Source organism: Streptomyces sp. NPDC057697, assembly GCF_042799335.1.
In the GTDB taxonomy this organism is placed as follows: domain Bacteria; phylum Actinomycetota; class Actinomycetes; order Streptomycetales; family Streptomycetaceae; genus Streptomyces.
The window spans coordinates 1-13,614 of record NZ_JBHVJA010000014.1 but is presented as its reverse complement, the minus strand read 5'-3'; the positions used below and the strand labels follow the sequence as shown (position 1 = coordinate 13,614).

12 protein-coding genes are annotated in these 13,614 nt (G+C 71.0%); 5 read left to right on the top strand and 7 right to left on the bottom strand.

Annotated elements, in window-relative coordinates:
- Positions 1-167: 167 nt before the first annotated feature.
- The 7 genes from hpf to mtnA form a co-directional block, all read right to left on the bottom strand.
- Positions 168-857, bottom strand: a complete 690-nt coding sequence (gene hpf, locus ACFVFH_RS29420; RefSeq protein ID WP_093540636.1) for a ribosome hibernation-promoting factor, HPF/YfiA family — start codon at positions 855-857, stop codon at positions 168-170.
- Between the two features lie 28 nt (positions 858-885).
- On the bottom strand, positions 886-1,014 hold the full coding sequence (locus ACFVFH_RS29415) for a hypothetical protein (RefSeq protein WP_383774117.1): 129 nt from the start codon (positions 1,012-1,014) through the stop codon (positions 886-888).
- 164 nt (positions 1,015-1,178) lie between these two features.
- Entirely contained in the window at positions 1,179-1,916 is a 738-nt protein-coding gene (locus ACFVFH_RS29410) for a ComF family protein (RefSeq protein WP_383774115.1), read from the bottom strand.
- Positions 1,917-2,122: 206 nt separating this feature from the next.
- Positions 2,123-3,952 (bottom strand): LpqB family beta-propeller domain-containing protein, encoded by a 1,830-nt coding sequence (locus ACFVFH_RS29405; RefSeq protein WP_383774408.1) that lies wholly within the window; start codon positions 3,950-3,952, stop codon positions 2,123-2,125.
- Between the two features lie 25 nt (positions 3,953-3,977).
- The gene (mtrB, locus tag ACFVFH_RS29400; RefSeq protein WP_383774406.1) at positions 3,978-5,915 is read right to left on the bottom strand and encodes an MtrAB system histidine kinase MtrB; all 1,938 of its coding nucleotides are present in this window, start codon (positions 5,913-5,915) and stop codon (positions 3,978-3,980) included.
- Positions 5,916-6,003: 88 nt separating this feature from the next.
- Positions 6,004-6,693, bottom strand: coding sequence for a two-component system response regulator MtrA (gene mtrA / locus ACFVFH_RS29395; protein ID WP_187281934.1), 690 nt, complete (start codon positions 6,691-6,693; stop codon positions 6,004-6,006).
- A 4-nt stretch (positions 6,694-6,697) separates the two neighbouring features.
- On the bottom strand, positions 6,698-7,846 hold the full coding sequence (gene mtnA / locus ACFVFH_RS29390; RefSeq protein ID WP_383774113.1) for an S-methyl-5-thioribose-1-phosphate isomerase: 1,149 nt from the start codon (positions 7,844-7,846) through the stop codon (positions 6,698-6,700).
- A 140-nt stretch (positions 7,847-7,986) separates the two neighbouring features.
- Here mtnA and ACFVFH_RS29385 point away from each other — a divergent pair, with 140 nt between their 5' ends.
- Genes ACFVFH_RS29385 through ACFVFH_RS29365 form a run of 5 tightly spaced genes read left to right on the top strand, consistent with a single transcriptional unit; the run spans position 7,987 to position 13,398 of the window.
- Positions 7,987-9,189: a glycerophosphoryl diester phosphodiesterase membrane domain-containing protein gene (locus ACFVFH_RS29385; protein ID WP_383774111.1), complete on the top strand. Its 1,203-nt coding sequence runs from the start codon at positions 7,987-7,989 to the stop codon at positions 9,187-9,189.
- A 4-nt stretch (positions 9,190-9,193) separates the two neighbouring features.
- Entirely contained in the window at positions 9,194-9,883 is a 690-nt protein-coding gene (locus tag ACFVFH_RS29380; RefSeq protein WP_383774109.1) for a DUF4129 domain-containing protein, read from the top strand.
- Complete coding sequence (locus ACFVFH_RS29375) at positions 9,880-11,079, top strand: DUF4350 domain-containing protein (protein WP_383774107.1); 1,200 nt, start codon at positions 9,880-9,882, stop codon at positions 11,077-11,079. Before ACFVFH_RS29380 ends, ACFVFH_RS29375 begins: the two co-directional genes overlap by 4 nt.
- Positions 11,076-12,077 carry an AAA family ATPase gene (locus tag ACFVFH_RS29370; protein ID WP_383774105.1) on the top strand — a complete coding sequence of 334 codons (1,002 nt, stop codon included), beginning with the start codon at positions 11,076-11,078 and terminating at the stop codon, positions 12,075-12,077. Before ACFVFH_RS29375 ends, ACFVFH_RS29370 begins: the two co-directional genes overlap by 4 nt.
- A 10-nt stretch (positions 12,078-12,087) precedes the next feature.
- A complete protein-coding gene (locus ACFVFH_RS29365; protein WP_383774404.1) occupies positions 12,088-13,398 on the top strand; it encodes a DUF58 domain-containing protein in 1,311 nt (436 codons plus the stop codon).
- Positions 13,399-13,614 lie beyond the last annotated feature (216 nt).

Here is a 13,614-nt window from a genome sequence, read left to right as displayed (position 1 = left end):
GCCGTGGCCTGAAGTTCACACACTGTCCGCCAACGGCAGTTCACAGAACACCGGTTGGCCTGGGACGCCATGATTCCATGACTGGACGGCCAAGCGGTGATCCTGTGGTCGCACGCGGGTGCCCCTGGGGGCGCACAAGCACTCCAGGGGCACCGCGGAAGGAGGCGTCAGCCGCCGAGCGCACCACCGGCCCCGCCCGCCTCGTCGGCGGCCAGCGGATCGGTCCTCAGGTGGATGACACCGTAGTCGTAGGCATGCCGCCGGTAGACGACACTGGGTTCCTTTGTCTCGGAGTCGACGAACAGATAGAAGTCGTGCCCGACCAGCTCCATCTCGTAGAGCGCCTGGTCGAGCGACATCGGTGCGGCGACGTGCGTCTTCTCGCGCATCACCAGCGGACCCTCGCCCTGGATCTCCAGCGAGCCGAACCTGGTGGTGGGCACGGACTCGGCCGACTCGTCGGCGATCAGGTCGCCCTCACCGTTGAACGACGCCGCACCCGGCACGATCTCGCCGACCTCGGCAGCGGGAATCCGGCCATTGCCACGGCGGCTGTAGCGCTTGTCGTGCTGCTTGCGCAGCCGCGCCTCCAGCTTGCCGGTGGCCAGGTCCAGCGCTGCGTACGGGTCGCCTGCGGCCGCTTCCGCCCGGATGACCGGACCACGCGAGCGGAGCGTGATCTCCACCCGGTCGGAGCGGTCGGCCTGACGGGGGTTCGGCTCCTTGGACACCTCGACGTCGAGGCTGATCACCTTGCCGTCGAACTTCTGGATCTTGTCCAGCTTCAGCTTCTCGGCCACGTGCTTGCGGAACCGCTCGGGCACCTCGGTCTTGCGGCCCTTGACGACGATGTCCACGCAGAACTCCGTTCCCGGATCGCCCCGCTCAGAGGCGGAGCATCTCCCTTTTGCACCAGGCCCCGGTGACGACCGGAGCCGCGGACTCGGTGACTTCCACCTCCTCCTCCCCCATCGGCGAGGTCTCCGCCTCACCGAATTCCAGCTTCTGGACCATTGGTGTGTTGCCTGCCCGAAACCTGGCGGTGCATTCATCGAGGTCTGGCATTCACCATTCCTCACAACCGAACATAGCCTGCCCGGCCGGATGTCGGCACCCGCTACTCGCACGTACCTCCGATCGGGCTGTTTTCCTCACTCATTACCTGCAACGACGCAGGTTCATTGACAGTTCCGGTTTATTTCGAAGGCCGAGGGAGATACTGCGACAACGGCCGCCCGCACCCTGCCGGAAGCTGCGCCCGCGTGCCCGTGCACGGCCCCCGGGGCCGCCACCGCCCGAGCCGCTTCGGCGAGCGAGGCTCCCGTCGTCAGAAGGTCGTCCACCAGCACCACCCGTCCGGCGGCGAGCAGCCGTTCGCCCCCGGCCACGACCTCCAGTGCCCCCGCCAGGTTCGCCTGCCGCTCCCGGGCACCGAGCCCCGCCTGGTCGGCCACCGTGCGCCGCTGCCGGAGCACCGCGACCACCCGGGCCCGGACACCACCGCGTCGCAACTCCCCGGCCGCGGCCAGCGCGATCCGCCGCGTCGGATCGTGGCCCCGCGCGGCCACCGCCCGCCGCGCCGACGGCACGGGTACGAGCAGCAACGGGCCCGCGTCACCCGGGCGCCCCGTCCCGGCCCGTACGGCCCCCGCCAGCGCCTTGCCGAGCGCTCCGGCCAGCCCCAGCTCACCCCGCTCCTTGTGGGCCAGCAGCACGGCACGTACCGCGTTCTCGTACGCGGCGGCCGCGTGCACCACCGGCAGGCCCGCGGGTTCCGGATCGGGTCTCACCCGGCGCGGCACCCCGCCGAGGAGCGCCGCCCGGCATTCCTCGCACAACTCCGCGCGCGGCCTGCCGCAGCCGCCGCAGGACACCGGCAGCACCAGGCCGGAGATCTCCCGCCACCACCCCCGCATGACTCCACTGTGCGCCTCCCGCGGCAAGCGGGCCACCCCTGTGGAAAACGCGGAACGGTCCCTGCGGAGCCCGGCCCGGACAGACCGACCGGGCCGGGTCGCGCAGTGGTTCGGCCCGGTTCCGGACGCGTCGGACCGGCCGCGGGCAGGCCGACGGCCCGGCCGGCCAGGACCGGCACGGCGCCGGCCGGCCCGCACGAACCGGCTCAGCCCGGATAGACCAGCGAGGAGCCTTCCTTGACCACGGTCTGCCAGTTGTCACCGGGCGACAGCTTCACGATCCCGTCGCTGGACGTGGCCGCCATCAGCGGAAGCTGTTCGTCGTCCGCCGCCGCGACCGACGACACCTGGTTCACCCCGGGCAGCACACCGGACGCGGACGTCGAACCGTCCGCCTGCACATAGCGCACCTGCTGCACGCCGCCCTGCTCCTTGCCGACCACCACGAGGCGGCTGCGGCCCGACCACGACATCGCGGTCACGTCCGTCAGCTGCGGCGCGGCCTGCCGCAGGTCCACCACCGACACCTGCTGCTCCGTCGCGGGCCCGCGCCGCTCGATCCGGCCGATCTTCAGCGTGGTGCGGTCGTCCTGGTGCACCAGGAGGGCGATCCGCACTCCGTCCGCGGACATCCGCAGGGCCTCGATCCGCCCGCCGCCCAGACCGGGCACGGTGACCTCCTGCGGCTTTCCGGTACCACCGGCGAGCCGCAGCAGTCTGGTGTTGCCGGGGTCCCGGTCGGCCACCCACAGATCGCCCCGGCCGTCCCAGCTCGGGGTCGACAGACGGTTCTTCGACTCGTGCCCTGCGCTGGTCACCGAGGCCACGGGCAGTTCGCCGTCCGAGACGATGGACGACACGTAGAGAGACGCGCCGTCTCGCGAGACCGCCGCGGCCGACTGCTCGTCCCGGGCCACCCCGACCGTGCCCATGCGCACCGGGCCGTCACCGAGCGGACCGGCCACCAGCTCCGGGACGCCACTGCCCTTGGTGCTGCCGGGAATGCGTTCCACATGCCCCTTGGCATCGATGAAGTACTGGCTGTCCGGCCCGCTGGACGAACCGTCAGGAGCGAACTCCTCCGCCTGATCGGCACCGAGCAGACACAGCGGCGAGCCGTCGGAGCGCTGCAGTTCGACCTGCTCGACCCGTGCGGAGGTCAGATCCCTCAGGGTGTAGAGGATCTGCGAGGCCATCATGCGGCAGGAACGCTGCCCGACACCGTCCGCCTTCTTGTCGAGCGGGACCTTCAGCACGCTGCGGTCGTCCGGCGCCAGCGAAGTGACGCCCTTCCGCAGCGCCGTACCGGCGGGGAACCGGGACTCGACCACCGGCCGCAGCCAGCTGGTGGGCCCCGCGAGGAGACTCCGGACGGACTGCGTCACAGTGTCCATCCCCGTGACGGGGTCCGTCCGGCTGCGGAGATAGACGGGGTCGGCCACCAGGGTCGACTGCCCCTCGGACCGGCCCGTCGCGAAGTAGTACTTGTTGACGGACCGGTAGAGGCGCTTGAAGTCCGACTGTCCGAGCAGCAGACCGTCCGGCACGAGGTCGATCCGCCACTCCTTGCCGTCCGGCCCCTTCTCCTTCACCAGATGCAGGGTCTGGTTGTAGTCGGTGGGAGCGAGCGGCTGGTAGGCGCTCTGGGCGTCGACGGTCGCCACCTTCTCACCGGTCAGCGTGTACGTGACCTCGGTGAGATTGCGGTCGCTGTCGCGCAGCGGGCGATCGCTCCTGTTCGGTGCCTTGGTGAGCACGGTGGTGAACGCGTTCGGCTTCCAGGTCTCGGCAGCCTTCTTCGTCAGGTACTGACGGGTGGTCCTGAAGCGCGGGTCGTCGCTGGTCATCGACTCCAGGAAGCCGTCGACCACCTCGTTGGGCGTGGCGTTGTCACGCGGCGCCACCGCGTACACCTGCACCTGGGAATCGCCGGGCTGCGAGGCGTCGACGGCCTTGACGTCCCCGGTCACGGGCATCGAACCGCACGCGGACAGCAGCACCACGCCGCATCCGAGCAGCGCGAACAGCCCCAGCATCCGTCCATGGCCGTCCCTGCGACGGTCAGCGCCCACGATTCGTCTCCCCCCGCTCCGGGTCCTGCACCGCCGTGTCGAGATCGCCACCCGTCCGCTCCTCGGCGGGGCGCGCGACCACCCGTGCGCCGCTCCCCGGGAGAGCCGCAGGGTGCACCGAGGCCGGCGCCGTCCGCGGCGCCGCGGGGGCACGGGACGGTACGGGCAGCGCGGACCTGTCATGGACACCGGGCTGGGCCGGCACGGCCGTCAGCCGGTGCTCGCTGCCCGCCCTCGACGTGGCCCCGGTCCGCGCGCGGTTCTCCTGGTTGCCCCGGGAGTCCTCGGGCTCCAGTGGTATCGGCGACCCGCGCAGCGGCTCGTCCGCCGTACGCGGCAGGGTCAGCCGGAACTGCGAACCGCCACCGGGCTCGCCCCAGGCCTGCAGCCACCCGCCGTGCAGCCGGGCGTCCTCCACCGCGATGGAGAGCCCGAGACCGGTGCCCCCGGTCGTCCGCGCACGAGCCGGGTCCGCCCGCCAGAAGCGGTTGAACACTCGCGTCGCCTCGCCGGGCTTGAGCCCCACGCCGTAGTCCCGGACGGCCACGGCGACCGCGCCTCCGGCCACCCCCATCCGCACCACGACGTCCCGGCCCTCACCGTGCTCGACGGCGTTGACCACGAGGTTGCGGAGCACGCGCTCGACGCGCCGCGCGTCGGCCTCCGCGATCACCGGCTGCTCGTCGCCGACCACCCGGATCCGGGTGCCCTTGCGCTCGGCCAGCGGCTCGGCCCCGCCGATCACCCGGCGTACCACCTGCCGCAGGTCTATCGGCTCCGCCTCCAGCGCCGCGGCGCCCGCGTCGAACCGGCTGATCTCCAGCAGATCGGAGAGCAGCGACTCGAACCGGTCGAGCTGGTCCCCGAGCAGCTCCGCGGAACGGGCCGTCACGGGGTCGAAGTCGCTGCGCGCCTCATGGATGACATCGGCGGCCATCCGTACGGTCGTCAGCGGTGTCCTCAGCTCGTGGGAGACATCGGAGACGAAGCGCCGCTGCATCCGGGAGAGCTCCTCCAGCTGCTGGATCTTCAGCTGGAGGTTCTGCGCCATCTTGTTGAAGGCCTCGCCGAGCCGGGCGATGTCGTCCTCGCCGGTGACCTTCATCCGTTCCTGGAGCCTGCCCGCGGAGAGCCGCTCGGCGATGCCGGCCGCCATCCGCACGGGGGTGACGACCTGCCGCACCACGAACCAGGCGATGGCCCCGAGCAGCACGACGACGAAGAGCCCCGCGGTCGCCAGCGTGCCCTTGATCAGCGTGAGCGACTTCTCCTCCTGCGTCAGCGGGAAGAGGTAGTAGAGCTGGTACGGGTTGTGGTCGATGTCGTAGAGCCGCTTGCCCACGACCAGTCCGGGCTGCGGCGGCTGCCCGTTCGCGTACTGGATCTCGGAGTACGTCTGGTACGCCCCGGGCCCCTTGTTCACGGCGTCCCGCAGGCGCTGCGGGATGCTCACCGCCTCCACGCTGCCCGAACCGCGCGGGGCGCGGGTTCCGGCGTCGGCACTGAGCGCCACCACGTTGAAGGCGTTCTTCCCGCCGCTGGCGAGCTGGTCGACGAGCTCCGTCCGCCAGGAGTTGTTGGCGGTGGTGCCGTCCGTCGTGTCACCGCCCTGGCCGCCGGGGGTGAGCGGCGCGTTCGCCTTTTCCTGGGCTGCGGCGAAACCGCCGGCCGCCTGGGTCTGGGCGGCCTTGCCCTTGGCGTCGAGCAGGCCGTTGCGCACCTGTCCGATCACGACCAGCCCGAGGAGCAGCACCACTCCGAGCGACATGAGCAGCGTGCCCGCGACGACCCTCAGCTGGAGATTGCGCCGCCAGAGCCGCACGGCGGGCAGCAGCGGACGCCGCACCCAGCGCATCAGCAGTCGCGGCACGGGACCGCCGGGCGCCCGGTCGTGGAACAACCGGCCGCCCTGCAGGACGTGCCCGATCCGGAACACCTTGGATCCTGGACCGGCAGCCCGCTCCGCACGGGCTCCCGGCTCCCCGGGCTGCGGAGCAGCGCTACGCGGGTGCATCTCAGCTCGGTCCGGCCTTGTAACCGACCCCTCGGACGGTCACCACGATCTCCGGGCGCTCCGGGTCCTTCTCCACCTTGGAACGCAGTCGCTGGACGTGCACGTTCACCAGCCGTGTGTCGGCGGCGTGGCGGTAGCCCCACACCTGTTCGAGCAGCACCTCACGGGTGAAGACCTGCCACGGCTTACGGGCGAGCGCGACCAGCAGGTCGAATTCCAGGGGGGTGAGGGCGATGGACTGCCCCTCCCGCTTCACCGAGTGACCGGCCACATCGATGACCAGGTCCCCGATGGCCAGCTGCTCCGGCGCCGGCTCCTCGGACCTCCGCAGACGTGCCCTGATCCGGGCGACCAACTCCTTAGGTTTGAACGGCTTGACGATGTAGTCGTCGGCCCCGGACTCCAGGCCCACCACCACGTCAACCGTGTCGCTCTTGGCAGTGAGCATCACGATCGGCACACCCGACTCGGCCCTGATCAACCTGCAGACCTCGATGCCGTCCCTACCGGGCAGCATGAGATCCAGCAGGACCAGGTCCGGCTTGGCCTCACGAAATGCAGCAAGTGCCTTGTCGCCGTCCGCTACGAACGACGGCTCGAACCCTTCTCCACGCAGCACAATCCCGAGCATCTCGGCCAGTGCGGTGTCGTCGTCGACGACAAGGACGCGTCCCTTCATAAACGACATCATCCCATTAGCTAATCGTTACCTGCGATGATCTGGCACACAGCTCTGCCAGCCCGACCCCTGTGACCGGGGAAATTGCGCCCTCCTCCGTGACGATCGCCGTGACCAGCTCCGGCGGCGTGACATCGAAGGCGGGGTTGTACGCGGGCGTTCCCACCGGCGCCACGAGCGGTACGCCGGCATCAGCGCCCGACGCCCCGGCCCGCAGCGATGTGAGCTCCGTCACTTCGGACGCCGGTCGCTGCTCGACGACGATCGACGCCCCGTCCTCGGTGTCCGGATCCACGGTCGTGGTCGGCGCGACCACGATGAACGGTACGTGGTGGTACTTCGCGAGCACAGCCAGCGGATAGCTCCCCACCTTGTTCGCCACCGACCCGTCCGCGGCGATGCGGTCCGCCCCGATGAGCACGGCATCTACCTCCCCCGCGGCGAACAGCGAACCCGCGGCGTTGTCCGTGAGCAGGCTGTACGGCATCCCGTTGCGCGCGGCCTCGTACGCCGTCAGCCGGGCGCCCTGCAACAGCGGACGCGTCTCGTCCACCCACAGCCGCCGCAGCCGGCCCTTCCGGTGCGCCCCGAGCGCCACGGCGAAGGCGGTGCCCTCGCCGCCGGAGACGAGCGCCCCCGTGTTGCAGTGCGTCAGCAACCGGTGCCCACCGCCACCGGGCAGCAGCTCGTCCAGCAGGGCGAGGCCGTACCGCGCCATGCGCCCACTGGCCTCGGCGTCCTCCCGGTGCAGTGCCCTGGCTTCCGCGAGAGCCACCGCGGCGGCCCGCTCCGGATCCGCCCCCTTCCCGACGGCCTCCCGATATGCCCCAGCGGCCCTCCGCACCCCGTACCCGAGGTTCACCGCGGTGGGCCGCGCCCGCTCCAGCAGCTCCGCGGCCACGGCCACGTCGTCCCCCCGCGCGGCCGCGAGCGCCACCCCATAGGCCCCCGCGATCCCCAGCAACGGGGCGCCGCGCACCGCCAGCGTCCGGATCGCCCGAACCAGAGCGGGCACATCGGTGCACACCAGCTCGACCTCCCGCGCGGGCAGTCGCGTCTGGTCGAGGAGCACCAGCGCGGGACCTTCCGGAGGCTCGTTCCAGCGAAGTACGGGAAGCGCGGGAGGCTCGACACCCACCGGCGATTGCGCGTCCTGATCAGCCATCCGTCCAGTCTGCCCGGTGAGCCCCCCACAAATGAAGGTACGAAGGAGATGGAGCGCCCGGCCCACGGCCGAGCGCCGCGTGGCACGATGGCTGCCAACCTGCCGCCCGGATGAGCGGACAGGACCATGAAGGAGCGAGAATGAACGACACTCCGGGCTGGGCCTCGCCCGGATCTGCCCCCTCCGAGGGGCAAGGCGCCGACGTCCCCCGGCCCTCCGAGCCCGTCGACGGCGGCGGCCCGGCAGGAAACTGGTCTCCCGCCCAGCCGCCCGCAGGGCAGTGGTCCCCACCGAGCACCCCTGGCGCGGGCCCCGGCGCACCGCCCCCCGCCCCGGGCTGGGGCGGCGGGCCGCAGGGCCCCGGCTGGGGGCAGCCGCCCCTCGCGGCCAAGCCGGGTGTCATCCCCCTGCGTCCGCTCGGCATCGGCGAGATCCTCGACGGCGCGGTGTCCACGATGCGCGCCCACTGGCGCACGGTCCTCGGCATCACGCTCACGGTGTCCGTGATCACCCAGATCGCGACCATTCTCGTCGAACGCTTCCTGCTGCCGGAGCCCGCGCAGATCGATCCGAACGCCACCGGCGCGGAAGTGTTGCGACAGACCGCCGACTCGGCGCAGTCCGCCGTGTTCAACGGCATCCCGTCCATGCTCATCACCATGATCGCCACGCTGATCACGACATCGGTGCTGACCGTGGTCATCAGCCGCTCGGTACTGGGCCGCCCCGTGACGCTCTCGGACGCCTGGTCCGAGGCCCGGCCCCGGCTTCCTCAGCTGCTGGGGCTGACCCTGCTGCTGGCCCTGATCAGCGCCGCCATCATGGCGGTGGGCCTGCTCCCGGGCATGCTCACCGGCTCCGCCGCGGGCGCCGGACTCGTCGTCCTCGGGTTCATGGCCGCGTGCGCCGTCGTCATCTGGCTGATGGTCCGCTTCTGCCTCGCCTCCCCGGCCCTGATGCTGGAGCGGCAGTCGATCACCGCCTCCATGCGCCGCTCCGCGAAGCTCGTCAAGGGCGCGTGGTGGCGGACCTTCGGGGTGCTGCTGCTCACCGTGGTGCTGACCCTCATCGTGGCCCTGGTCATCACCATTCCGTTCGGCTTCATCGCGGTGATCGTGGACGGCGGCCAGATCGGATCGGCGCTCACGAACGGTTCCACGTCCTTCGGCTGGCCCTTCCTGATCATCTCCGGCATCGGCGAAGTGATCATCACGACGATCACCTACCCGCTCTCCGCCGGCGTGATGGCACTGCTCTACATCGACCAGCGCATCCGCCGCGAGGCGCTCGACCTCGAACTCGCTCGGGCCGCGGGCGTGCCCGGATACGACACCAGGAGCTGATGCCGTGCCGGGGGCGGGGGGCACCACAGCAGCACGTCTACTGATCCGCGCGAGCGGCGACATACCCGTGGACACTCCACGTGTCCCCGCCCGCGAGGCCGCGGAGCACGAACTATCCAAACCGATGTACCACGAGAACGATCCCAACCTCCTCCAACAGGGCCTCGACAAGCTCTGGGGCTGGATCGGCGACCTTCTCGACACGGCATCCGGCGTCGCACCGGGAGGTCCGGTCGGTCTTGTCGTGCTGGTACTGATCGTGCTGGGCCTGGCCGCGGCGCTCTGGTGGCGGCTGGGCACCCCGCGACGGACCGTGCGTTCGGCGGCCGCCCTGTTCGACGACGGGCCCCGCAGCGCGGCCGAGCACCGGAAGGCCGCCGAGGCCCACGCCGCCGCCCGGCGCTGGAACGGCGCGGTCCAGGAACGGATGCGCGCCATCGTCCGCTCCCTGGAAGAACGGGCCCTGCTCGATCCCCGCCCCGGGCGCACCGCCGACGAGGCCGCCGCCGAGGCAGGGCGCACACTGCCGGCACACGCGGCCCGGCTCCACGCCGCCGCCAAGGCATTCGACGACGTCACATACGGCGGCCGTGCCGCCGACGAGCAGATGTACCTGGTCCTGCGGGCTCTGGATCTCGACCTCGAAACCACCAGGCCCGCGCTTTCGACCCCGGCCCGGGGAGCGGCCGAATGACCGAAGCCGTCGCTGCCCCCACGTCGGTGGCCGCCACCCCTCGCCAGGTCTGGACCCGCGTCCGCGGTCTGCTCCTCGCTCTCCTGGTCCTCGTCGTCGCCGGAATCACCCTGGCCACCATGCGCTCCGGCGACGAGCACGGCCGCCTCGATCCTCGCTCCGCCGACCGCTACGGCAGCCGCGCCGTCGCCGAGCTCCTCAAGGAACGCGGCGTCTCCGTCCGCGTGGTCACCACGCTCGACGCCGCCACCGCCGCGGTCGGCCCCGACACCACATTGCTCGTCACCTCCCCCAACCTCCTGGCCCCCGGCCAGCGGACCGAACTCCGCGCCGCGACCCACGACTCGGCGGGGCGCACCGTTCTCCTCGCAGCGGGCCCGCCCTCCGTGCGCACGCTGGTCCCAGGTGTCACGGCGGAGCCCGCCGGGCCGGTGGCCCCCCACGCCCCCGGATGCGCCCTGCCTGCCGCCCACGATGCCGGGGACGTCGAAACGGGAGGCTTCCGCTACGCCTCGGAAGGGCTCGACGCCATCGGGTGCTACCCGAGCGGCGGCCTTCCCACCGTGCTCCTGGTCGAACAGGGCGCGGGCGACACTGTGCTCCTCGGGTCCCCCGACCTTCTCCACAACGACCGACTCGCCGACCGGGGCAATGCGTCCCTGGCCCTGCAACTTCTCGGTTCCCGCCCTCATCTGATCTGGTACCTCCCCTCATTCACTGATCCGTCCGCCACCGAGAACGGTGGCGGGGGCACTACTGGCGAGCGCGGCTTCGCCGACCTGATCCCCAGGGGCTGGCTGTGGGCCACGTGGCAGCTCGCACTGGCCGCCGTTCTCGCCGCCATCTGGCGCGCCCGTCGTCTGGGCCCCCTGGTGGCCGAGCGGCTGCCCGTGGCCATCCGCGCCTCCGAATCCACCGAGGGCCGGGCCCGCCTCTACCGCAGGGCCAACGCCCGCGACCGGGCCGCCGCCTCGCTGCGTTCCGCCACCCGCACCCGCGTCGCCCCCCTGATCGGCGTCCCCCCACGCGACGCCCACTCCCCCTCAGTACTCGTTCCCGCTGTTTCCGCACGTCTCGGCAGCCCCGACGACGGCCTCCGGGCCCTGCTCTTCGGGCCCGCCCCCTCCGACGACGCCGCTCTCGTTCAACTGGCAGACCAACTCGACACCCTCGAAAGAGAGGTACGCACGTCATGAGCGCCCCGCCCCCGGTGCCCGCCGAGACCACCAAGTCCCTCGGGAACGGCGACACAGCCCGCGCGTCCCTCGAAGCGCTGCGCTCGGAGATCGCCAAGGCCGTGGTCGGCCAGGACCCTGCCGTCACCGGTCTCGTCGTCGCTCTGCTCTGCCGAGGTCATGTCCTCCTCGAAGGCGTCCCCGGAGTGGCCAAGACCCTCTTGGTCCGGGCTCTCGCCGCCTCGCTCGAACTCGACACCAAGCGCGTCCAGTTCACCCCCGATCTGATGCCCAGCGACGTCACCGGCTCATTGGTCTACGACGCCCGCACGGCCGAGTTCTCGTTCCAGCCCGGCCCCGTCTTCACTCATCTGCTGCTCGCCGACGAGATCAACCGCACCCCTCCCAAGACGCAGTCCTCCCTCCTCGAAGCCATGGAGGAGCGCCAGGTCACCGTCGACGGAACCCCTCGCCAGCTGCCCGACCCGTTCCTCGTGGCCGCCACGCAGAATCCTGTCGAATACGAGGGCACCTACCCTCTCCCCGAGGCCCAACTGGACCGGTTCCTCCTCAAGCTGACGGTGCCCCTGCCGTCGCGGGAGGAGGAGATCAGCGTCCTCACCCGTCATTCCGAGGGCTTCGATCCGCGTGACCTCCAGTCAGCGGGCATACGTCCCGTCGCGGGCCCGGCCGATCTGGAAGCCGCCCGCAACGCGGTCGCCCGGACCAAGGTCTCTGCCGAGATCGCCGGTTACGTCGTCGATATCTGTCGTGCCACGCGTGAATCCCCCTCGCTCTCCCTCGGCGTCTCTCCCCGAGGCGCCACCGCCCTGCTGTCGACCGCCCGTGCCTGGGCCTGGCTCACCGGACGCGACTACGTCATTCCTGATGACGTGAAGGCCCTGGCACTCCCCACGCTTCGCCATCGCATTCAACTGCGGCCCGAGGCGGAGATGGAGGGTGTCACCCCCGACTCCGTCATCACGGCCGTCCTCGCCCACGTCCCCGTACCCCGATGAGGCGGTGACCGTGGCCCTCACCGGACGCACCGCCTTGCTGGCCGCCCTGGGGTCACTCCCCGTAGGCATCCTGGCTCCCAGCTGGACCGGAATGCTGGCAGTCAACGCACCGCTCTCTTTGGCAATTCTCTGTGACTATGCCCTGGCCGCACCAGTGCGCACGCTCCGGTTCACTCGAACTGGTGATACAAGCGTTCGACTCGGCGAGGCAGCCGAAGTGCAACTCACCGTAACCAACCCTTCCCGCCGCAGACTGCGGGCACACCTTCGCGACGCCTGGCCTCCCAGCAGCTGGTCCACCGGCACGGAGCAGGCGACTTCTCGGCACACCCTCTCGGTCCCGGCGGGCGAACGCCGTCGGCTGACCACCGTCCTGAGGCCGACGCGGCGCGGCGACCGCCGGGCCGAGCGCATCACCGTCCGCTCGTTCGGGCCCCTGGGCCTCGCCGCCCGACAAGGGAACCACCAGGTCACATGGACGGTGCGGGTCCTGCCTCCGTTCACCAGCCGGAAGCATCTGCCGTCCCGTCTCGCCAGACTCCGTGAGCTCGACGGCCGCACCAGTGTCCTCACCCGTGGCGAGGGCACGGAGTTCGACAGCCTGCGCGCGTATGTGCCCGGTGACGACACCCGCTCCATCGACTGGCGGGCCACTGCACGTCAGTCCGCCGTCGCGGTGCGCACGTGGCGTCCCGAGCGGGACCGGCACATCCTCGTCGTCCTGGACACGGGCCGTACTTCGGCGGGGCGTGTCGGTGATGTGCCCCGTCTCGACGCCTCGTTGGACGCGGCCCTGCTGCTCACGGCACTCGCCACGCGTGCGGGCGACCGTGTGGATCTGCTCGCCTACGACCGCCGCATCCGCGCCCAGGTGCGTGGGCGGTCCGCGGGGGAGATCCTTCCGGCCATGGTGAACGCCCTGGCTCCGATCGAGCCGGCTCTCGTGGAGACCGATGCCCGGGGTCTCGTCGCTGCCGCGCTCGCCGGGGCTCCCCGCCGCTCGCTGATCGTGCTTCTCACCGGTCTGGACGCGGCCCCCGTGGAAGAGGGGCTGCTCCCTGTACTACGTCGCCTTACTCAGCGCCACACCGTGCTGGTGGCTTCCGTGGCTGACCCGCACGTCGAGCTGATGGCGGGCGCGAGAGGAACAGTGGACGCGGTCTATGAGGCGGCAGCAGGGGCACAGGCCAGAGCCGTACGGCAACGCACCGCAGAACAGCTCCAGCGAGCCGGCGCGGTGGTGGTCGATGCCACCCCTGACAAGCTCGCGCCTACCCTCGCCGATGCCTATCTCGCTCTCAAAGCGGCCGGCCGACTCTGATCCATTCCAATCCGGGCCACGCCACCGCCACCGCCCGCCCCGTCATGAACCGAGTCGTCCATAGGGAAGAGGAGGTTCTCCCTGGATGGCCGGTGAACGCAGAAAAGCCCCGTGCCACAAGGGCACGGGGCTTTTCAACAAAAGGAGTTCGGCGGCGTCCTACTCTCCCACAGGGTCCCCCCTGCAGTACCATCGGCGCTGAAAGGCTTAGCTTCC

What these genes read in the sequence shown, in the direction of transcription:
- ACFVFH_RS29370 (WP_383774105.1), top strand. Translation starts at nt 11,076, where the DNA reads ATGAGCGCCCCGCCCCCGGTGCCCGCCGAGACCACCAAGTCCCTCGGG.
- mtnA (WP_383774113.1), bottom strand. Translation starts at nt 7,846, where the DNA reads ATGGCTGATCAGGACGCGCAATCGCCGGTGGGTGTCGAGCCTCCCGCG.
- ACFVFH_RS29405 (WP_383774408.1), bottom strand. Translation starts at nt 3,952, where the DNA reads ATGCTGGGGCTGTTCGCGCTGCTCGGATGCGGCGTGGTGCTGCTGTCC.
- ACFVFH_RS29385 (WP_383774111.1), top strand. Translation starts at nt 7,987, where the DNA reads ATGAACGACACTCCGGGCTGGGCCTCGCCCGGATCTGCCCCCTCCGAG.
- ACFVFH_RS29375 (WP_383774107.1), top strand. Translation starts at nt 9,880, where the DNA reads ATGACCGAAGCCGTCGCTGCCCCCACGTCGGTGGCCGCCACCCCTCGC.
- ACFVFH_RS29410 (WP_383774115.1), bottom strand. Translation starts at nt 1,916, where the DNA reads ATGCGGGGGTGGTGGCGGGAGATCTCCGGCCTGGTGCTGCCGGTGTCC.
- mtrA (WP_187281934.1), bottom strand. Translation starts at nt 6,693, where the DNA reads ATGATGTCGTTTATGAAGGGACGCGTCCTTGTCGTCGACGACGACACC.
- ACFVFH_RS29415 (WP_383774117.1), bottom strand. Translation starts at nt 1,014, where the DNA reads ATGGTCCAGAAGCTGGAATTCGGTGAGGCGGAGACCTCGCCGATGGGG.